The following is a 20,694-nucleotide window of genomic DNA, read 5'->3' on the forward strand; positions in this document are numbered from 1 at the left end:
CTGATTCTTTGTTGCATGAGACTTCCTTTTCTACACAAATTCACTGTGAAGAAAATTACGGGCGACGCCTCGGGAGTTGAGCGACAACGCGCTGAAGCGCTCCTCATGACGGTTCGGCGGGAACTGCCCGAGCTACTGGTTACCGCCGTAGTGGAGGTGCAATCGGGCAAAACAATGGCAGCCTATACTGCTACTGCCGACCTCGACCCATACAAACTTAACAGCCGCTATGCCGGGCTAATCCGGCAAACCCGGCAATTTTTAACGCAGCCCTGGTTGCCAAACCAACACCTCACAGATTTAGTGTTTCTGCTAGATGACCACTTACACTGCCTGCGCACTACCTCGGGAGGGCACTGGCTGTACTACGTGGTAGTCAGGAGCGTCGATACTAACATGGCTTTGGTGCGGGAAGTGATGCGGCGGTGCGCCATTTAGTCTTTTTCAACGTTTTTAACCCATTTCCATGTCCGTTATTACCCCCAACCAGGCTGTTCAAAACATCCTGAAAGAGTTGCCCTCCCTGGTAGCTGTAGCCGTAGTAGAAACTGAAACCGGTATGCCGCTGGCTCACCACTCTAACATGGCTTCGTTTGACGCAGAAACGGCCGCTGCCTACAACACCGAAGTAGTAAAGCAAAAGCTGAAAGCCATTCAGGCCCTGAAACTGGACCAAACCATTCAGGATATTCTGCTGACGCTCACGGACCAGCTGCACCTGCTGAAGCTGTCGGCTGACGGTGGCAAGTTCATCTACCTGGCCGTTAACTCGCGTGATACGAACCTGGCCATGGCTCGTCAGATTCTGAAAAGCCAGACTGCTGTACTGAACTAGGCGCTATATTACACAACACAAAAAAACCCCGCTGGCAGATGCCGGCGGGGTTTTTTTATATCTTTCCTTATGGATGAAAATCGAAAGAATGCTTATAGGCACCTGCTGTATTATTTCCTAATTGAAATCAGAACTATACCCACTCCCAATCAGCCTGAACTTTCCCTCGAACAACTCAAAAAACGTAGTTACTACGCGGGAGCAGTAGCTTATCACCTGCACAATTTTGCGCTGGCAGCCGCTTCTGATTTTACAGAGTTTTGCGAGGAGAGTTTCTGGTCAGGATTAAGGCGTTTTTCAGTTAATAATCCGACCATCGACTTAAGCCATTACCGGGGAATTTTTGATCAGCAATTAGCACCATCAAATACCTAACTACTGCCCGCCCAGCAGCATGCGGTAAGCCCGCACGCGAGCTTCGGCGTTCTGGCGCAGGTTGGCGTAGAATAGGGCGTAATCGGCAATGTGGAAGGAGTGGCGCAGGCGGGGCCGGCCGGGCAGCAGGAAGCGGGGGTAGCCCTTTGGTTGCGGCGGGTGAACCCACACCAGGCCATCCTGCACCTTGGCATCCACCACGCGCTTATCGAGCCGGTTGAAGGACTGGGGTACGCCGCCGAGGTTGAGGCGGGCGGGCGCCGTGGCGGTGTCGCGCGACCAGGTGAGCGGGTTAACAGCTACTCCGTTGGCGAAGGGTTCATAGGTATTGCCCCAGGCCACCGTATTCCAAGTTACAAAGCAGCCGGTTTGAGTGGAGTCTTCGCAGGGCCGCAACACCTGGTACTCGTCGGGCTTTACCTTGAAGCCGATTAAGTAAGCAGCCACCAGTTTGCGGCGCAGCTTGGGGTCGTTGTCGAAGAAATCGTGCAGCAGGCGGGTGGCGTGCACCGTACCCTGGCTGTGGCCCGCAATGATGATGGGCCGCCCTTGATTGTAGTTATCAAGGTAGTACTGAAAGGCGTTTTTAACGTCGGAATACGCTAGTTCCAACGCCTGCTGGCCATTCGTGTCTTTCTCCTCAAAGAACGAATAGAGCGTGGCCTGCCGGTAACGAGGCGCATACACGCGGGCCGTGCTGTTGAACACGGTGGCTTGCCCTCGAATGGTAGACTTGTCGGTGAAACGGTTAACCCGCTCGTTATTCAACTCCGCATTCCACTCCTTGCGCCAGTAGTAGGTGGTGGGGTGAACGAAAAAAACGTCGGCGGGGGCATTGCGCTGGTTGTTGCGCAGTAGTGTACCGTGGGGCACCACATCGGCCGAGTCGCGCCGGTCGGGCAGGGCCGCCCAGTTATCCTCCATGCGGTAATCGGGTGCCTCGGGGGCCGGATGGCGACCAAAATCGTGACTAGGCTTGAGAATCTTCAGGCAGGAACTCAACGACAGAGTTCCGGCCACTAACAGACAGGCAAACGGGATACGCATGGGTAATACAACAGAACCGGCGGGAGCTAAAAACACCACCGCGCGCCGCCGGTTGCAGGCAGTGCGCGGTGATACGTAGCGGTGGCACCGGATTGCTAATCAGTAAACGTGTTTTCGAGCAGCTTCTCTTGCCGCAGATACACGATTTTGAAGTTCTTATCAAAGCGGACCCGCACCTGGGCAGCCGTTTGCTGGTGCTTCTGCAACGACTGCCGCAACGCGGTGCTACGCTCCACAAACGTGACTACGCGGGAGCCATCGGCTACCGGCGGGCTCACCTTCAGCGTGCCGGGCTCAATGGTTGTCTGGCCTTCCAGGAACTCGGGGAAGTGCGTTTTATCGAGCTCGGCATTAATGGCCGCGGGCGTGGTATTCTGCAACAGGTAAAAGCGCTCCACTTTGGGTGCGAAGTAAGCCGAAGCCGAGAAGGGCGCCGCCTGCAAATCGGAATAATAGTTTTGCAGCGTGCTTTCAATGCGCGACTGAGCGGCACCTTCATCCACGGCGGGGGCTGGTGTATCCGTGGTTTGCTCGGTGGCCGGGGCCGGAGTGGCGGCGGTATCGATTGGGGTAGCGGGCACAACTGGCGCCACGCGCACGGTTTCGGGGGCGGCCGCCGGGGGCAGGTCAATTTGCTCGGCCTGGGGTCCTACTTCCGGGGCTACTGCTACAGAGTCGGCGGCGGTGAGCGTGGTGCTGGACAGGCGCTCCGACTCCCGGTTACCCAGCAGCAGATATGCCACCAACGCCAACAGCAGCACGATACCCCCCACTACTAGTATGGTGCCAAGGGGGCTTTTGGCCGGCACGGTATAGGGCGCTTCCTCCACGTACTCTTCTTCGGTAACGGGTGCGGCAGGCGTCAGAAAATCGTCTGGCTGGCTGGGCGAAGCCCCGGGGCGGCCAGCCTCCAACGGGTGCGAAAAGCCGGGTACCGCCGTAGGGGGCGCGGGCGGCGTGGGAGGTACGGGGCTGGGTACCGGCTCAGTAGTAACCGGGGGCAGCAGCGGGTCTTCAACCGGAGCAATGGTAGTGGTGGGCTCGGCCGCCACTGGGTAGTCGCCGGGCAGGGGGCCAACCGGCGGCGACAATGACACCGGTAAATCCGGGGAAGCAGAGGCTGGTGGTGTAGTTGCGTTGAATACCAGCTTTTTCTTCAATTCCTCAAACTCCTGTTGCGTGATGGCACCAGTGTCTAACCACTCTTTGAGTTGGCGGAGAGTGTCGAGGGGCGAGGGGTCTTTTTCCATGGGGAAGGCCGCGGGTTAGCGGGCGGGAGCGGGAGAAAATTATTTCCGGTCGAGGTTAGTGAGGCGGGCGCGGCGGCGCTCCAGCTGCTGTTTACGCAATTCCATGAGGCGGGCGTTGTCCAGGAGTTTCACGGAATCTTCGGCCGATTTGAGCTTGTTGTCGGTGTTCTGCTTTTTAAGCTGCTCAATCTTCTCCAGGTTGGCCTTGGTATTGTTGGCCAGGCTCACCCGTTCTTTTTCCAGCTTTTCCTTATCCTTCTCGGCGGTGGCCAGCTGCTTTTCAGCTTCGGTAATCTGCTCCCGATAGGCCTTGAGGCGGGCCGCCGCGGCAAAACTCTGCACAATGGTGCGCAAAGAGCTAAACTCCGAAGGCGTACCCGCGGCCGACAGAAACGAATCGGGGCCCATAGCCGCCCATACCGACAGCTCGGCTACGGTATCGGCCGGGGCCGTAACGGTGGAGTACAAATCCAACAGTTTGCCGCTGATGCTGGACATGGGCACCTGCTTGGCCGCCAGCACATCCTTCTTGCCCACGCCAAACACGCCGTCGCCCTTCAGCCTGATGTTGTAGGTATCCTTCAGCCAGCTTTGCCAGAAGTCGCGCGTCCATTGGGCCGAGCCGTCAATCTGCACTTTCAGCGCTTCTCGCTCCCGCTTATCGGCGTTGACGCTGCTGGTGCGAACCTCGTAAAGTTGCGCCCGGGCAGCGAATGAGCCCGTAAGAGCTGCTATGGTCAGGGCAAGCAAAAGAAGCCGGTTCATGGGCAAGGGTTGGTAAGGTGAAAAGAAAGTACCGGGCGGGCATCAAATGCCGTGCCGGTCGAAGGCGGCCTGCAAATCCTGCTGCATACCCTTGAAGCGCTGCACGGCGGCCTGCACAAACTCTTCGTCCAGGAGCTGGTGGATGTCATCCTCGCTGGTCAGGTCCAGCTCACTCACTTTGTAGGTTTGCTCGAACGAGCCTTTCTCCAGCTTGATGAGGTATTTGCCGTTCCAGCTAAACAGGGTGATTTTGGCCTCCGGATGAGGAATAATGGCGAGCTGACGCATAGCAGAAGCGGGATAAATGAGCGGAACGAAGATACGCAGCTGCCCGCAACCCCACCCGCAAGCTCAGCATAACACCCTCGGCGGGCCCGCGTATTGCCGGGTAGCACCTTATGTTTCACCTTTCAACTGATTTGCATCATGCCACAGGGAGATAAATCGGCCTACACCGACAAGCAGAAACGGCAGGCTGAGCACATTGAAGAGAGCTACGAGAAGCGCGGCGTATCGGAAGAAGAAGCCGAGAAACGCGCCTGGGCTACCGTCAACAAACAAGACGGCGGCGGGAAGAAAAGCGGCTCGGGCCGCAAGAACTAACCTGAATGCGCCAAACCAGAACAGCCCTGCCGGAGTGTCCGGCAGGGCTGTTCTGGTTTGGCGTATGGCTTGGCTGTTACGTGTGCAAAATCACGTACAGGGACACCGATGAAATAACCACCCACAGCAGCACGCCCAAGCCAAACGGCTTCGCCCCTACCGATTTAATGGCGTTCAGGGAAAGCCCGGCCCCGATAAAGAACAGCGTGACGGTAAGGCCTAGTCGGGCCACCTGCACCAGCCAGGGGCCCACATAGTGCGTAGCCGGCACGTAGGTATTGAGCAGCATGGCCCCAATGAAACCCAGAATAAACCAGGGAATTTTCACCTTCACATCCTTCTGCCGGAAGGCCAAGGCCGTACCCAGCGCCACCGGAATAATCCAGAGGGCGCGGGCCAGCTTCACGGTGGTGGCTATATCCAGCGCCTCCTTGCCGTAGGCAGCGGCGGCCCCCACTACCGAGGAGGTATCGTGGATGGCAATGGCGCACCACAACCCGAATTGCTGTTGCGAGAGGTTGAAGGCGTGCCCAATGGCTGGAAAAAGAAACAGCGCCAACGCATTCAGCACGAACACCGTGGCCAGCGCCACCGACATTTCCTCATCCTTAGCGCGTACTACCGGCCCCACCGCCGCAATGGCGGAGCCCCCACAAATGGCAGTGCCGCAGGAAATGAGGTGCGTGAGGTGACGCCCCAATTTGAGCCAGCGCCCGGCCACGTAACCCAGCAGCAGCGTACCGAAGATGGAGCACACCGTGAACAGGATGCCCTGCCGGCCAGCCTGCACCGCGGAGTATGCGTTCATCCCGAAACCGAGCCCGATAACGGAATACTGCAGCAGCCTGGCCGTGTACGTTTTGGTAAAGCTCGGAAACGGATTGCCCACCGTTTGGGCCAGCACTAGGCCCAGCGCCAGCGCCACGGGCGGCGAGGCCCAGGGCGTGAGGCAGAACACCAGAAATACCGCAAATACGGCGCGCGGCACCCACTGCTTATCGGGGTGGGTAATGGTGGCAGCAGCGGCAGGCGCTGCAGCGCGGGGCGGGGCGGGCAGGGTGGCTTTCATGAGTGGGCTGAAGTGGGTGCTTCAACCCAAAAGTACAGCCCCGCCCAGCCCTATGATAATCTAAAATAGTTATAGGTTATTACCTGAAGTTATAGCTTGCTGTATGTAGCGAAGAAACCGCTCGGCGGGCCGTGGCAATGGCTGGCCCTGAATCCAGAGGCTTTCGAACTGCCGCTGCAGCTGCAGGCCCGCAATGGGTACTTCCTCCAGCAGCCCCGCCGCCAGCTCCCGCGTAAGGGCCCGCCTCGAAACGAAGCCCAGCGCCTGGGGGGCGGCCTCGAGGTAGGTTTTGATGGCCTCGGTATTATCGAAATAGAAAGCTACCGACAGGCTGGCCAGCCGGATACCCCGCTCCCGCAACGCAAATTCCAGCACCTCCAGCGTGCCCGAGCCCCGCTCCCGCAGCACCAGCGGGTGGGCCAGCGCCTCGGCCAACGGCAGGGGCTGCGCGGGCGGGCCAGCTGGAGTGGCCTGGCGCACGGCAATCAACTCATCATCCAGCAGCGGCTCGTAGTGCAGGTCCCGGCTTTTAGAGCGGCCTTCCACGAAGCCTACATCGAGCTGGCCAGCCAGCAGCGCCTCGGCAATCTGCTCGGAGTTACCGTTGAGCAGCGTCAGCTCCACCTGCGGGTAGCGTTGCTGAAACCCAGGCAGGATGGCGGGCAGCACATACTGGCTGATGGTGGTGCTGGCACCCAGACGCAGGCGGCCGGCCGCCTCCCCGTGCAGGTTGTGTAACTGCTCGGTGAGGGACTGGTGGAGCTGTTCCACTTCGTTGGCGTGGCGGAGCAGCAGGGCGCCGGCTTCGGTGAGGCTGATGCGGTTGCCGCGGCGCTCAAATAGCCGCTGCCCGTAGGTGCGCTCCAGCTCCCGGATGTGCTTGGTAATGGCGGGCTGGGTGATGTACAGTTCCTGGGCCGCCCGGGTAAAGCTCAGGTGCCGGGCCACCGACTGAAACACGCGTAATCGGAAATCGGGCATAAGGGTGCGTGCTGGTACTGACGGTAAGCGAACAGTGCGTTGGTTGCGAAGCAGGCAGCTGAACCGGAAGGAGTACATTTGTCTTCCCTCCCACCACAGCGGGCCGCCGCTCGCACTACCTGTTCTTTTTTCGCAAGCTACAGCATGCGCTACATGAAACGAAACCTATTGACTGCGCTGGCGCTGCTGCCGCTGGCCGCCGCTGCCCAAACCGGCAGCGTGTACACGCCCGAGCTGCTCTGGAAGCTGGGCCGCCTGGGCGAAATGCAGGTGTCGCCGGACCGCAAAACGGTGGCCTATACCGTGACGCGCTACAACCTGGCCGATAACAAGGGCCAGTCCGACATCTGGCTGGTACCCGTGGCCGGCGGTGCGGCCAAGCAGCTCACCAACACGCCCACCGTATCGGAAAACACCCTGAACTGGCGGCCTGATGGCAAGCTGACCTTTTTGAGTGGGGAAAGTGGCACCGACCAGCTGTATGTAATGAACGCCGACGGCTCGGGCAAGCAACTGCTGAGCCAGTTCCCCGACGAAGGCCTGAGCAACCTGAAGCTGGCCCCGAAGGCCAACTTTGTGCTGTACACCCAGGACGTGAAAACCGGCAAATCGGTGCAGGACTGGTACCCCGACCTGCCCAAAGCCGACGCCAAAATCATCGACGACCTGAACTACCGCCACTGGAACGTGTGGGACGACTACAAGGCCTCGCACGTGTTCTTCCAGCCCCTGGGTCCCGATGGCAAGCCCACCGGCTACGGCAAGGACGTAATGGCCGGCGAGAAGTTCGACTCGCCGCTGCAGCCGCTGGGTGGCTCCGAGCAGCTCAACTTCGCGCCCGACGGCTACCGGCTGGCCTATACCTCGCGCAAGCTCACGGGCAAGGCCGAGGCCGAAAGCACCAACTCCGACATTTACCTCTACGACGTGCGCACCGGCCAGACCCAGAACCTGAGCGAGGGCCTGGGCGGCTACGATACGGAGCCCGTTTTCTCGCCGGATGGCTCGAAGGTGGCTTGGCTGAGCATGGCTACGCCGGGCTTTGAATCGGACCGCAACGGCGTGGTGGTGTATGATTTCAAGACCAAGAAGCGCGAGGACGTAACCAAGGGCTCGGAGCAGACCGCCGCCAATGTGCGCTGGAGCCCTGATGGCAAAACGCTGTACTTCGTGAGCCCGCTGGAAGGTACCGAGCAGCTGTTCAGCGTACCGGCCAAGGGCGGCAAGGTGCAGCAGCTCAGCAAAGGCGCGTTCAATTATAACAGCTTCGAGCTGGCCGGCCCCGGCGTGGCCATCGTGAGCAAAACCACCCAGGCCACGCCCGCCGATTTAGTGCGCGTGGACCTGAAAACCGGCCGCGAAACCGCCCTGACGACCATCAACGAGCAGGAGCTGGCCGGCGTGAAAACCGGCAAAACGGAGGCCCGCTGGGTGAAGACCACCGACGGTAAGCAGATGCAGGTGTACGTCATCTATCCGCCCGATTTCGACCCGGCCAAGAAGTACCCGGCGTTGCTCTACTGCCAGGGCGGCCCGCAGAGCCCGATTACGCAGAGCTTCTCCTACCGCTGGAATTTCCAGCTGCTGGCGGCCAACGGCTACATTGTGGTAGCGCCCAACCGCCGCGGCCTGCCCGGCTTTGGCACCGAGTGGAACAACAGCATCTCGGGCGACTGGGGCGGGCAGCCCATCCGGGACTACCTCTCGGCCATTGACAACGTGAGTGCCGAGCCCTACGTGGACAAGGCCCGCCTGGGCTGCGTGGGGGCCAGCTACGGCGGCTACTCGGTGTACCTGCTGGCCGGCAAGCACGAGGGCCGCTTCAAGACGTTTATTGCCCACTGCGGCCTCTACAACCTCACCAGCTGGTATCCCAGCACCGAGGAAATGTTCTTCGCCAAGCAGGATATTGGGGCCGCCCCTTGGGAAACGCCGCTGCACAAGAGCTACACCGATTTCAACCCCCAGTTGTTCGCCAAAAACTGGGATACGCCGATTCTGGTGATTCACGGCGGCAAGGATTTCCGGGTGCCGGAGGGCCAAGGCATGGAGGCCTTCGGCACGGCCCAGCTGCGCGGTATTCCGAGCCGCTTCCTGTACTTCCCCAACGAAGGCCACTGGATTGGCAAGCCCCAGAACTCGGTGCTCTGGAACCGGGTGTTTTTCGACTGGCTGGGCCGCACGCTCAAGCCCGAAACGACTAAGTAAGCGTCTGATTTTCCTTAAGCCCCGCTCCACCATTGGTGAGCGGGGCTTTTTCGTGTAGCTTTCCTTCTTCACGCAATGGCGCGCGGTGGCTGGCGCAGTGGTTCGCCGTGCACGACCACCCCGGGCCACTGCGTATTCCACTGCGAAACCCTGCGAGAAATCAACTATATGCTCAACCTATCCATTCACCGGCTGCTGCTGGCGGGGTTGCTGGCGGCGGCTCCGCTGCTGGCCCCGGCCCAGAAAAAGCCCGCCAACGCCCTCGGCGCCATCAAGGAAGCCGACATCAAGGCCGACCTGTTTGCCTTGGCCGACGACAAGTACCGCGGCCGCGAAGGCGGCACCCTCGATGAGCTGCGGGCCAGTATGTGGCTGGCCGAGAAGATGCGTGCCCTGGGCCTGCAGCCCGCCGGCGACGACGGCACCTTTTTCCAGTTCTTCAACCTGCAGCGCACCCGCCTCACCAAGGCCAGCCGCCTGAGCATTGGCACGCACCAGTTGCGCCCCAACCACGATGCCCTGGTGTTTGCGCCCACCACCTACGCCGTGCAGGCCCCGCTGGTGTACGTGGGCACCGGCACAGCCGCCGAGCTGGCCAAAACCGACATCAAAGGCAAGGCCGTGGCCCTGCTGTTCTCGGGCCAGCCCGCGGCCGACATGAGTTTCCGGCGCTACCTGAGCCAGGTGCTGCGCGATAAATCGGCGGAGCTGCTGAAGGCCGGGGCGGTGGCCGTGGTGTTTGTGGCCGACGACCGGGCCCAGAACATTTACGAGCACTGGGGCCACACCTACGAACGGGGCCGTTACGGCCTGCCCGGCGACGCCAACGTGGCCGCCGTTACCACTGCCCCCACCCTGCTGCTGCCCAGCAGCGCCCTGAACTGGGTGCAGCAGGCCGGCCAGCAGTTCACGGCTGACTTGCGCACGGAGTCGTTCCAGTACCCTTCGGTGAACATCGTGGCTACCGTACCGGGCACCGACGCCCAGCTCAAGAACGAGTACGTGCTGTTCAGCACCCACCAGGACCACGACGGGGTGCGCGAGGCCGTGCAGGGCGACTCCATCTGGAACGGGGCCGACGACAACGCCACCGGCTGCGCGGCCCTGCTGGCCATTATGCGCGCCTACAAGCAGCAGCCCGCCCGCCGCTCGGCGCTGTTCGTGTTTCACGGGGCCGAGGAACGGGGCTTGCTGGGTTCCCGCTACTACTCGGCCAAGCCCACCGTGCCGCAGAAGAGCATTGTGGCAGTGCTGAACGCCGAAATGATGGGCCGCAACACCCCCGATTCGGCCGCGCTGCTGGGCTCCATCCCGCCCCACCTGAACTCCTCCGACCTGGTGAAAACCGCTTTGGAAGCCAACCAGCAGGGCCCAAAGTTCAAGCTGGATACCAAGTGGGACCAGGCCAGCCACCCCGAGGGCTGGTACTTCCGCTCCGACCACCTGCCCTACGCCCGCCTGGGCATTCCGGCGGTGATGTACACCTCCTGGCTCCACCCCGACTACCACACGCCCAAGGACGAAGCCAACCGCATCGACTACGGCAAGCTCCTGCGCATGACGCAGTGGATGTACCTCACCGGCTGGGCCGTGGCCAACCGCCCCGCCCCACCCGCCCGGGAGCCCGGCTTCAAGCTGGAACGGTAAGCACTACGTGATGAAAAGCGAGGCGCTGGCTGATGCATGAGCATCGGTCAGCGCCTCAATGTTTTTGCCTATGCCAATTGTAGAGACGCGACACTTCGCGTCTCACCGTTGAACGATGCCTTCAAGCTTGGCAGCATAAACAACCTCAGCAACGTAGAGACGCGAAGTATCGCGTCTCTACAGCCATTTGGGCGGCGGAAGAGCAGGCAATCAACAACCTACCAAGATTGTTCTATTTAGATTTTTTCTAATCAGTTATTTAAAATCAATCTAAACAGTAGTACTTTTGCAGCCGAAACGGGGCCGTATGCCCCGGTGTAGTGTATGCGTACTGCTTCTTCTCTGCTGCTTTCTTCTTTGCTCACGGCCACGGTACCCGCTTTGGCGGCCACTACCACCCCGCCCAAGCACCTGAATGGTCATGACGAAAACGGCCGCGGGGCCACCCTTACCGGCACCGTGCTCGACCGCGCCGGGCAGCCCGTGGAGGGCGTGCTGGTAAGCGTAGCCGACCGCTCGGCCACCACCGATGCCCGCGGCAGCTTCCGCCTCTACGGCCTGCCGGCCGGCGAAGCTACCGTGACGGTAACCGGCCTCAGCACCAAACCCCAGACGCAGACGGTCACACTGCAGAACGGGCAGGTACACACCCTGCGCTTTACCCTGGAAGAAGCCCTGCAGGAGCTGGCCGGCGTAACGGTAGCCGCCAAGGCCACCCGCTACGCCCCCGAAGTGGACGGTACCACCCTCACAGCCGGCAAGAAAAACGAAATCATCCAGCTGGATAAGCTCGATGCCAACCTGGTGGTGAACTCGGCTCGGCAGGTGTTTGCCAAGGTGCCCGGCATTACGGTGTGGGAAAGCGACGGCTCGGGTCAGCAGATCAACGTGGCCAGCCGCGGCCTTTCGCCCAACCGCAGCTGGGAGTTCAACACCCGCCAGAACGGCATGGACATCAGCTCCGACCCCTTCGGCTACCCCGAGGCCTACTACAACCCGCCGCTGGAAGCCGTGGACCGCATCCAGATTATCCGGGGCGGTGGCTCCTTGCAGTACGGCCCTCAGTTTGGCGGCATGCTCAACTACGAGCTGAAGCACGGCCCCCGCGACAAGAAAATCGAGTTTGAAACCAGCAACTCGGTGGGCAACAACGGGCTGGTGGGCACTTACAACTCGCTGGGTGGCACGGTGGGCAAAGTGAGCTACTTTGGCTACTACCAGCAGCGCCTGGGCGGCGGCTGGCGCGACAACTCGGAGTTCAACATCCGCAACGCCCACGTGAACGTGCAGTTCCAGGCCACCAGCAAGCTGCGCCTCGGGGCCGAAATCAGCCACCTGGGCTACGAGATTCAGCAGCCCGGCGGCCTCACCGATGCCCAGTTCTACAACGGCAACGTGCGCAACAGCTCGCGCAGCCGCAACTGGTTCAGCACGCCCTGGACCATCCCGGCCTTCACGGCCGACTACCAGTTCTCGGACCGCACCCGCCTCAGCCTGAAAACCTTTGGCCTGCTGGGCGAGCGGAACTCCATTGGCTTGGCCAGCAGCGTGGGCGTGGATAAGCCCGACGCGGTGAACCCCGCCACCGGCCAGCCCGCCAACCGCCAGCTCGACCGGGACCGGTACCGCAACCTGGGCTCGGAGCTGCGCCTGCTCACCGATTACGGCCTGCTGGGCCAGGAGCACACGCTGGCTGCCGGCGTGCGCGTGGCCGCTGCCAACCTGGGCCGCCGCCAGCAAGGCAAGGGCGACACCGGCTCCGACTTCAACCTGGACCTGCAGGCCCCGCGCTACGGCCGCGACCTGAGCTTCCGCACCCGCAACTATGCCGCCTTCGTGGAGAATATCTTCCGCCTGGGCTCCCGCCTCACCCTCACGCCGGGCGTGCGCTACGAGGTAATTGACAACCAGGGCCGCGGCTACCTGAGCCTGAACGCCGACGGCTCGGAAAACCAGATCAAGCAGGACTCGCGCCGCCGCGTGTTTCTGTACGGCGCCGGGGCCGAGTTGCGCGTAACCGACCAGACCAACCTCTACGCCAACTACTCGCGGGCCTTCCGTCCCGTAACCTTCGGCGACCTGACCCCGCCGGCAACGTCCGACGTAATTGACCCCAACCTGAAAGATTCCCGCGGCTATAACGCCGAGGTGGGCTACCGGGGCACCTGGGCCAAAGTGCTGACCTTCGACGTGGACGCTTTCTGGCTGAACTACGACAACCGCATCGGCACTATTCGCCGCTTGGTGCCGGGCAGCACCACCCAAACCCAGCAGCTGCGCACCAACATTGGCACCAGCGTGCACAAAGGCGTGGAGGCGTACGTGGAGCTGGACCTCATTCACGCCCTCACCCAGAACTTCGAGCTGCCCCACCTGGACGTGTTCGTTTCCTCGGCCCTGGTGGATGCCCGCTACACCCGCCTGCTGACCACTACGCTGGCCAACGGCGGTATTCAGGAAGGTGATTTGAAAAACAACCGCGTGGAGTACGCCCCCAAGTACACGCACCGCGTGGGCGCTACCTTCGCCCACAAGGGCCTCTCGGCCACGGCCCAGCTCACGCGGGTTTCCAGCGTGTTTGCCGACGCCAACAACACCGTAGCGGCCAATGCTGCCGCCACCACCGGCCGCGTACCCGGCTACTCGGTTACCGACCTCTCGGCCACCTACCGCTTTGCCAAGCGCTTCACGGTACGCGGCGGCCTCAACAACGTGTTCGATAAAAACTACTTCACCCGCCGCTCGGGCGGCTACCCCGGCCCCGGCCTGCTGCCCGCCGATGGCCGCACCTGGTTTGCCTCGGTGGGCGTGAAGCTGTAAAGCTTATCCGGTACGGGTTGCAAGCCGAAATCCCCGGACAGCAGGAAAGAAACTTCCTGTTGTCTGGGGATTTTCATGTGGTGGTGCTGCACGCAGCATTTGCCTCTGATCCTCGATTTTGCCTACCCGCCAGACCGTCAAGCCGGGCGAAGCATGACAGGAGTCTACTTCAACACGGCTTCCGTGACCTTGCCAATGTCGCTGCTGACTTTCTGGATGAACTCCAGCTGTTCGCCCAATTGGGCATCGGGTGAGTGTGCCGGAGCGGGCGTGGGCAGGTCGGTGGGGAGGTTTTCGGGTTCCTGAGCGTCGAGGCGGCGGAGGCTGCGGTGCAGGGTTTGCTGGGCCTGCCGCAGGTTTTTGAGGCCGCTGGCGGGCAGGGCCGGGCGGGTTTCACCGTTGAGCAACGACGAGGTGATGGACGCCACGTTGGACGACAGAATGTGGTTGAGCACCACAAACTCGTGCACCTCGGCGGGGCGGTGCTGCTTGCCCCGGGGCTCCGACATCATGCGCTGAAACGCCGCGCCCAGGTTGGCCGACGAGACGTACACCTCCTTGCGGGCCAGCTTGTAATCAACCAAGGCCACCGGCGAGCCAATGAGCACTTCCTGCAGGGTGCGCAGGTATTTGAGGTTGGCCTGCAGCACCGCCTTAAAGTAATCCTGCAGCTGGTCGGACTCCCAGCGCGGGAACAGCAGGTACCCCACCGAAAACGCAATCAGGCAACCCAGCACCGTGTCAAATACCCGTTCCTCTACCACCTGCACGTAGCCCAGCCCCAGAAAGCTGAACAGGATGAGAATAAACGGCGTCATGAACGTGACGGTGACTAGGTAGTTGATGCGCACGAAGCTGTATGACACCACCATAAACACCACCATAATCGTGAGCAGCACCTGCCGGTCGGGAATCAGCCAGAGGATGCCGGCTCCCAGCACCCCGCCGGCCAGCGTGCCCAGCACGCGCTGCACGTTGCGCTGCTTGGTGAGGCTGAAGGCGGGCTTGAGCATGTAGGTAATCGTCATGAGTACCCAGTAGCTGTGGTGGCCGGGCAGCAGCTTGGTAATGATAAACCCGATGAGGCAGGCCACCAGCATGCGCACCGAGTGGCGGAAGATGCCGGAGCGCATAGTTAGGTGGTCGCGCAGCACTTTCACGTCGTAGCTCTGGTGCGTCACAAAGCGGCCGAATTCCAGCTCCCGCCCGGCCGGTACCGGCGAGCTGGCATCGAAGTAGGCCAGAATATCCTGAAGTCGGCCCACCAGGTTGCGCAGGTTCACCAGAATCTTCTTGAGCATGCGCGTGTAGCCGGGGCGGGCAGGGTCATCCAGCGCATCGATGCGGTTTTTCACCCGTTCCAGCCCGGCCGGCAGGTCGCGGCGGGAGGTGTACCCGTGGTTGGCCTGAATGGCAAACCCGATGCTTTCCAGCTCGGCGGCTACTTCCTCGATTTCGCGGGCCACTACATCCAGCACGCCGCTGGCCTCAAAGCGCCGGTGCAGGTCGGCGTAGTCGTAGTAGGTGATGGTAATCTGCTCGTAGAGGTCCACCAGGTCCACAAAGGTGAGCACTAGGCGGCGGCCGGTACCTGTGGAATCCTTGATGAGCTGGCGGGTTTTGAACAGGATTTCGCGCACGGCGTCCTGTTTCTCGCTCACGGTTACCTGTTGCTGCACCAAGCGGCGGTAATCGGCCTCCAGGTTGGTGCCGGTGCGGTAAAACTCAGCTTTGAGGCGCAGAAAATCGGCAATGGCCCGAATACAGTCGCCGAGGGCCTGCTGGGCCACCCGGTGCGGCCGAATCTGGTTGAGCAGGCCCGCAATACCGGCGTACCACAAGCCACCCAGAAACACCAAGCCGGCGTAAGGCAGCACTTCTCCGGGCGGTAGGGGCTTATCCAGCATCAAAATCATGATAAGCAGGCCCGCCGTGCCTACTGTGCCAGCCCGGTTGCCGTAGGCTAGCAGCAGCGTAAACACAAAGCTGGCCCCTACCAGCACGGCGCCCAGTGCCCACACGTAAGGTTGCAAAAAGCCCGTTATTACAGCCATCAGGCCGATAAGGGCGGTGGCCGCCAGCATGCCGTTGCGCTTGTGTACGGGTGGGCCCGGTAAGTCGGCCAAACTCACGCACACCGCCCCCAACGATACTGTGAGGCCTGTGTTCAGGTCGCCGGAAGCGCCCAATAACAGCCCGGGCAGCAGAATAGACAGCGTGGTACGGACGCCATCGGAGAATTCCTGACTTGTAAAAAAATAGCGAAGGGACCGGAGTCGTTCGTGCATAGTAACCGCGCCGCATGTTGGCTCCACCTTATACGCGCCAAGCCAGGTTCGGACGCACAAGATATAGCCCGGCTCCTATTCTACGGGACGTAAATCGGAATTAGCGGGGCCGTTCAGCAGTTTGCCTAACGCGTCGAAGCGGGAACCGTGGCAAGGGCAGTCCCAGCTTTTCTCCAGGCCGTTCCAGTGCACCACGCAGCCCAGGTGGGGGCAAATGGCCGAGCACTCGTGCGTCTGGCCCTTGGTATCTCGGTACACGGCCACTTTGCTCAGCCCCCGCCGCAGCACGGCCCCGGTGCCCGGAGCAATCTGCTCGGCCTGGCTTACGTCGCCGCCCGTTAGCAGGTCGGTGTATTCGGCGGCTACGTTCACGTTTTCCCGCACAAACTCTTTCACCGATTCGGGTTTGAGCGTTACCCGGCCAGGGTCGTAGAGCGAAGCCCACGGGTTGTTGCGCTGCTGAATCAGGTCGGTAACGAGCATGGCGCCCAGCGTGCCGTGCGTCATGCCGTGGCCTGAGTCGCCGGTAATGATGTAGACATTCTCCGCGTCCAGGGGGTTGCGGCCCGCGTAGCCCAGGCCATCGTTGGGCTCCATCACCTGCCCTGACCAGCGGTAGACTACCTCGCTGGCCGTCGGAAAATGCTCCCGCACCCATTCCTCCAGGCAGCGCAGCCGTTCCTCTGGGTTTTCCTCCTGCCCGGTTTTGTGGTCCTCGCCACCCACAATCAGCAAGTCGTGCGCCGCGTCCAGCTCCTGCAGACGGATGTAGTGGTAAGGGTCGGCGGTGTCCCAGTACAGGGCTTTGGTAACCGAACCTTTGGGCACCTGCACCACCACTACATAGGTGCGGTAGGCACCCTGCTTGGTGTGCATCACCACCCGGTCGTTGAAGGGCGTGTTGGTGGCTACTACTACGGCCTGGGCCTGCACCTCGTGGCCGGCGGCCGTAACGGCCCGAGCCTGGGAGCCGCCGTGCACTTCCGCTACGTGGGTGCGGGTAAAGATGCGCCCACCCTGCCGCTGAATGGCTTGTACCAGCCCGTGCAGGTACTTCAGAATATGAAACTGCCCCTGCTCTGGAAACACCAGACACTCCCCGGTCCGGAAGCCCTTGGCCTTAGCATCGGGCAGGCGCTTCACGTTGGTCAGGCCGGCTCGGTGAGCAGCTTCCAGCTCATCGTCTAATTCTTTGGCCGTGCCGTTTTTAGGCAGAAACAAATAGCCGGGTAGGCGTTCAAAGTCACACGCAATGCGCTCCTGCTGCACTAGTTGCTCGATACGGTCCACGGCGGCGCGGTGACTGTCGGCGGCAAGGCGGGCACCTTCTTTTCCAAACAGCTGCTCCAAGGTGGTGTACCGGTCGTCGAGGGCAAAGCTGAGGTGGGCGGTGGTGCGGCCGGTTTCGCCGCTGGCCAGGTCACCGTCTTCCAGCAGCACTACCTGCTTGCCTTCCAGCCCCAGCAGATAGGCCGTAGTCAGGCCCGCAATACCGCCACCCACTACTACCACGTTAGCCGTCAGGTTTCCCGCCAGGGGCTTGAAAGCAGGCAGTGCCTCAGCCGTGGAGAGCCACGAGGATACGGTAATACCAGAGGTAAGGGCGGGGTTAGAACGGGGCATGGTCAGGGAGCGTCAGGTTCAGGACGGATGTCTGACAACCTACGCTTGCCTCTTGCTTCTAGTTAACGATGAGCTTGCAACTGGCAATGCATAAGACACTAGCCAACAAGTCATTGCTAAACACAAATAAGCCCATCAAACAGCACTTTACGCTGACTGATGGGCTTGTTAAGCAGTAGGTCGCCGCTAGTACAGAATGTCCTCCACGGGCTCCAGCTTGGGCGGCACCTCGGTTTCGCCCAGCATCTGGCGCAGGTCAATTTCGATTGAGCGGCAAATGGCTGTCATCGACACGTCGTTCATGTTGTTTTCGAAGGGATTTTCGCTGCTGTGTCCCACGGTTTCGATGGTGGAGAACACCCAGGATACCAGCACCGAAAACGGCACCGTCAGCCACACGTGCAAGGGGCCCATCTTGGCAAACTCCGTAACCAGACCCAGCGGCATCAGGGCCGTGAACAGGTACACGAATACCATGCTGAAGAAGGCATACTGGCGCGGAAACGGCGTGTTCTTGATTCTTTCGCAGCCACCCTGCAGGTTGTATAGCACCTCCAGCGTGTTCATCATGGTTACATGCTGGAAGTCGTTGAGCAGGCCCCGCTCTTCGCGCAGCTTGCGTAGCTCGGCGGCCTGCAGGCGCACTATCTGGGCGGGCGGGTTGGCCATGGTCCGTAGCTTCTCCGATTCTTCCTCCTCCAGAAAAGGGGCTACGGCGGCATCCCACTGCTCGGGCTGGCGGCGCAAATGAATGCGCAGGGCATTGCACCATGCAATTTGGCGGTACACCATACGGCGGTGGCGGTGGGTGAGCTCCTCGGCCGAGGCGGCGGGGGCCTCTACCCCCGGCGCATCCACCACGGAGGTAATAAACTCCAGAATCTGCACGGCTGAGGTGCGGCTGCTGTTCACAATGCCGCCCCAGAGCTGGCGGCCCTCCCAGAAACGGTCGTAGGAGCCGTTGTTCTTGAAGCCAATGTAAAAGGCTACGGCCGTACCCAAGGTGGCTACTGGCTGCCACGGAATGGCTACTGAGTGAAACTTGAGCGGTCCATAAATCAGGCAAATCAGGGCGCTGTACGCCGTGAAAACGGCAACGGATTTCCAGCCCAGTTTCCAGATGATATGCCAGCGGAGATTTTCGCGAATGTACACAGAGCGAGGGGTAAGCGTGAGGGGAGTAGGATAGACCGGCAAGGTAGAGGGCCCACATTAACCTCCTATTAAACCCGGTAATTCTGTACGCTCTTACGCAGTATCCCCCTCCGCAAGTTGCTCAACCGCAGCTTAGGCTGGCTCGTCCACCACAATGCCCATCAGGCGCATCAGCTGACTGGCGTTGAAGGAGCGACACACCCCAGGCGTAAGGCGGTAATCGAAGTGCAGGGTTCCATCGGGGTTCAGGAAGCTGTTGAAGCTCACGTTGCGCACGTGGGCCGGCAGGTCCGTTTCCAGGGCGGCCAACTCCAGGTCGTGGGTACTGATGAGGCCGCTGGCGGCGCGGTGCCGCAGTTGGTACACCAAGGCCCGGGCCCCACGGTGGCGGTCTTCGGAGTTGGTGCCCTTCAGAATCTCGTCCAGCAGGTAGAAAATTGGTTTTTGGTTGTTCGTTGCTCGTTGTTCGTTATCAGCTACTGGTTTTTTGTCCGCAGATGCGCTGCCGTCCGTCAGGTCTAGCAGCAGGCGCAGGCGCTTCAACTCGGCGTAAAAAGAGGAAGTGCTTTCGGCCAGGTTGTCGTTGGAGCGCATGGCCGTGAACACCTGGGCCGGGCCGCAGCGCAGCGCCTCAGCGGGCACCACCGCGCCGGCCTGAGCCAGCACCAGGTTCAGCCCTACTGTGCGCAGAAAGGTACTTTTGCCGGCCATGTTAGAGCCCGTTACGATGACCGTCTGCCCCAGGCCGCTGGTCTGAAAATCGTTGCTCACTCCCTCGCTCCCAAATAGCAGGGGGTGACCCAGCTGGGTAGCCTCCACGGTCAGGGCCGGAGCAGTTACGTCGGGCTCCGCGAAGCTGGGGTTGGCAGCCCGAAACGCGGCCAGGCCTACCAGCGCATCCAGTTCAGCGGCAGCTTCCAGCAGGGGCTCCAGCCCACCGGTGAGACGGCGTTTCCAGCGCTCTAGCTGCCAGACACCCCACAAATCCCACAGTAATAAGGTATTCAGCACACCCGCCACGGCCGGGTTCTGCCGGGCCGAAAACCAGCCCGCCACCCCCGAAAGCCGCCGCAGTAGTTGGGCCGCGGCCGTGCCCCCTGTATCGTGCAGTACTTGGTGCAGGCGGCGTAATGCCGGGCTTTTCCACTCCCCGGCTTCAAACAGGGCCAGCTGGTCGTGGGCAGCCCGTAGCGCGTCGCGGATGGTGGTAGTTTGCTCGTAGTACTCGGCCCGGATAGTGGCAAAGCGGCTGTTTAGCAGCACGGCCGGCAGCAACAGCACCAGGGCCATACTGTACCCGTTCAACGCCGCCAATACAGCCCCAATACCTAGCACCGGCAGCACGGCCATCAGCGGCAGCAGCCACGCCCAGCCCGCGAAGAAATCGGGTTGGCGTAACCAGCCGGAAAATACGCGCGGGTCCTGCTCCTGCCGGGGGAAGTGCCGGGCCCGGGCCTGCCACTCCTGCTGCCAGGCCACATCGGGGGCCAGCTCGGCGGCAGCCTGTTGCCGCTCCCGCACCACGGCCGGCGCGGCCGGAGTGAGCAGCCAGCCGGCCAGCCAGTCTTGCCCCAGCCGGGAGGTGCTGCGGTTCAGGAGCTGAAATACCGAGTGCGGCCCAAACATGTCAAGGTCGGCGGCGTAGGGGTGCTGGGCGTCGAGGTAGCGCAGGCCGGGGTCGAAGCCACCGAGCTTACCTTCCAGCCGGGCCAGCTCGTCACGGTTCAGTTGGGCCAGCAGGCGGTGATGCTCGCGCTGGTAGCCCACCTTGCTATGCCATTGCACCAGCCCCAAGAACACCAGGTAAGCCGCCAGTATCACCCCGAAGCCAGCCAGAATTTCACCTGCGCTGAACAGAACCCATGCGCCCACGGCGGCTCCGCCAAACACCAGCAACCGCACCAGTGCCACCAGCCGGTGCTGCCCGGCGAAGTAGGCCTCCCGCTCGGTATGGTGCGTGAGGTTTTCCCGGAATAGCTCGGCGGGAGCAACGGTAAGCTTGCGAAATTCGGCGGAAACGGGCACGGC

At 61.4% G+C, this 20,694-nt stretch carries 17 protein-coding genes; 7 read left to right on the forward strand and 10 right to left on the reverse strand.

The genetic code is table 11. The features are described from left to right. Positions 1 to 45 precede the first annotated feature (45 nt). The 3 genes from LF252_RS13470 (at position 46) to LF252_RS13480 (ending at position 1,210) form a co-directional block, all read left to right on the forward strand. The gene (locus LF252_RS13470; protein ID WP_226270112.1) at positions 46 to 438 is read left to right on the forward strand and encodes a hypothetical protein; all 393 of its coding nucleotides are present in this window, start codon (positions 46 to 48) and stop codon (positions 436 to 438) included. 28 nt (positions 439 to 466) lie between these two features. Further along, positions 467 to 835: a hypothetical protein gene (locus LF252_RS13475; protein WP_226270113.1), complete on the forward strand. Its 369-nt coding sequence runs from the start codon at positions 467 to 469 to the stop codon at positions 833 to 835. Between the two features lie 69 nt (positions 836 to 904). After that, a complete protein-coding gene (locus tag LF252_RS13480) occupies positions 905 to 1,210 on the forward strand; it encodes a hypothetical protein (RefSeq protein ID WP_226270114.1) in 306 nt (101 codons plus the stop codon). Here the strand turns inward: LF252_RS13480 and LF252_RS13485 are convergent, their stop codons facing one another. The 4 genes from LF252_RS13485 to LF252_RS13500 all read right to left on the reverse strand — a co-directional run bounded on the left by LF252_RS13485 (position 1,211) and on the right by LF252_RS13500 (position 4,560). Then, positions 1,211 to 2,257, reverse strand: a complete 1,047-nt coding sequence (locus LF252_RS13485) for a DUF3089 domain-containing protein (protein ID WP_226270115.1) — start codon at positions 2,255 to 2,257, stop codon at positions 1,211 to 1,213. Between the two features lie 95 nt (positions 2,258 to 2,352). Continuing rightward, a complete protein-coding gene (locus LF252_RS13490; protein ID WP_226270116.1) occupies positions 2,353 to 3,507 on the reverse strand; it encodes an SHOCT domain-containing protein in 1,155 nt (384 codons plus the stop codon). Positions 3,508 to 3,546: 39 nt separating this feature from the next. Continuing rightward, positions 3,547 to 4,272 carry a glutathione S-transferase family protein gene (locus tag LF252_RS13495; RefSeq protein ID WP_226270117.1) on the reverse strand — a complete coding sequence of 242 codons (726 nt, stop codon included), beginning with the start codon at positions 4,270 to 4,272 and terminating at the stop codon, positions 3,547 to 3,549. A gap of 42 nt (positions 4,273 to 4,314) precedes the next feature. Then, positions 4,315 to 4,560, reverse strand: a complete 246-nt coding sequence (locus tag LF252_RS13500) for a hypothetical protein (RefSeq protein ID WP_226270118.1) — start codon at positions 4,558 to 4,560, stop codon at positions 4,315 to 4,317. A gap of 138 nt (positions 4,561 to 4,698) precedes the next feature. On the opposite strand from LF252_RS13500, the gene LF252_RS13505 reads away from it, so the two are divergent. Next, positions 4,699 to 4,875 carry a hypothetical protein gene (locus tag LF252_RS13505; protein WP_168681432.1) on the forward strand — a complete coding sequence of 59 codons (177 nt, stop codon included), beginning with the start codon at positions 4,699 to 4,701 and terminating at the stop codon, positions 4,873 to 4,875. A gap of 76 nt (positions 4,876 to 4,951) precedes the next feature. Here LF252_RS13505 and LF252_RS13510 read toward each other — a convergent pair whose 3' ends face one another. Next, a complete protein-coding gene (locus tag LF252_RS13510) occupies positions 4,952 to 5,944 on the reverse strand; it encodes a YeiH family protein (RefSeq protein ID WP_226270119.1) in 993 nt (330 codons plus the stop codon). Positions 5,945 to 6,013: 69 nt separating this feature from the next. Next, on the reverse strand, positions 6,014 to 6,925 hold the full coding sequence (locus LF252_RS13515; RefSeq protein WP_226270120.1) for a LysR substrate-binding domain-containing protein: 912 nt from the start codon (positions 6,923 to 6,925) through the stop codon (positions 6,014 to 6,016). A 153-nt stretch (positions 6,926 to 7,078) separates the two neighbouring features. Between LF252_RS13515 and LF252_RS13520 the strand changes: the two genes are divergently transcribed. The 3 genes from LF252_RS13520 to LF252_RS13530 all read left to right on the forward strand — a co-directional run bounded on the left by LF252_RS13520 (position 7,079) and on the right by LF252_RS13530 (position 13,600). Then, positions 7,079 to 9,133, forward strand: a complete 2,055-nt coding sequence (locus tag LF252_RS13520; RefSeq protein ID WP_226270121.1) for a S9 family peptidase — start codon at positions 7,079 to 7,081, stop codon at positions 9,131 to 9,133. Between the two features lie 168 nt (positions 9,134 to 9,301). Next, positions 9,302 to 10,780, forward strand: a complete 1,479-nt coding sequence (locus LF252_RS13525) for a M28 family metallopeptidase (protein ID WP_226270122.1) — start codon at positions 9,302 to 9,304, stop codon at positions 10,778 to 10,780. 324 nt (positions 10,781 to 11,104) lie between these two features. Further along, positions 11,105 to 13,600: a TonB-dependent receptor gene (locus LF252_RS13530; protein WP_226270123.1), complete on the forward strand. Its 2,496-nt coding sequence runs from the start codon at positions 11,105 to 11,107 to the stop codon at positions 13,598 to 13,600. Between the two features lie 164 nt (positions 13,601 to 13,764). On the opposite strand, the gene LF252_RS13535 is transcribed toward LF252_RS13530, so the two are convergent. The 4 genes from LF252_RS13535 to LF252_RS23050 form a co-directional block, all read right to left on the reverse strand. Beyond that, on the reverse strand, positions 13,765 to 15,888 hold the full coding sequence (locus LF252_RS13535; RefSeq protein ID WP_226270124.1) for an FUSC family protein: 2,124 nt from the start codon (positions 15,886 to 15,888) through the stop codon (positions 13,765 to 13,767). 75 nt (positions 15,889 to 15,963) lie between these two features. Further along, positions 15,964 to 17,511, reverse strand: a complete 1,548-nt coding sequence (locus LF252_RS13540; protein ID WP_226270125.1) for an FAD-dependent oxidoreductase — start codon at positions 17,509 to 17,511, stop codon at positions 15,964 to 15,966. Positions 17,512 to 17,697: 186 nt separating this feature from the next. Further along, entirely contained in the window at positions 17,698 to 18,666 is a 969-nt protein-coding gene (locus LF252_RS13545; RefSeq protein WP_226270126.1) for a bestrophin family protein, read from the reverse strand. Between the two features lie 132 nt (positions 18,667 to 18,798). Next, positions 18,799 to 20,691, reverse strand: coding sequence for a MutS-related protein (locus tag LF252_RS23050; RefSeq protein ID WP_226270127.1), 1,893 nt, complete (start codon positions 20,689 to 20,691; stop codon positions 18,799 to 18,801). Positions 20,692 to 20,694 lie beyond the last annotated feature (3 nt).

Origin of the sequence: Hymenobacter pini (genome assembly GCF_020421205.1) — a bacterium.
In the GTDB taxonomy this organism is placed as follows: Bacteria; Bacteroidota; Bacteroidia; order Cytophagales; family Hymenobacteraceae; genus Hymenobacter; species Hymenobacter pini.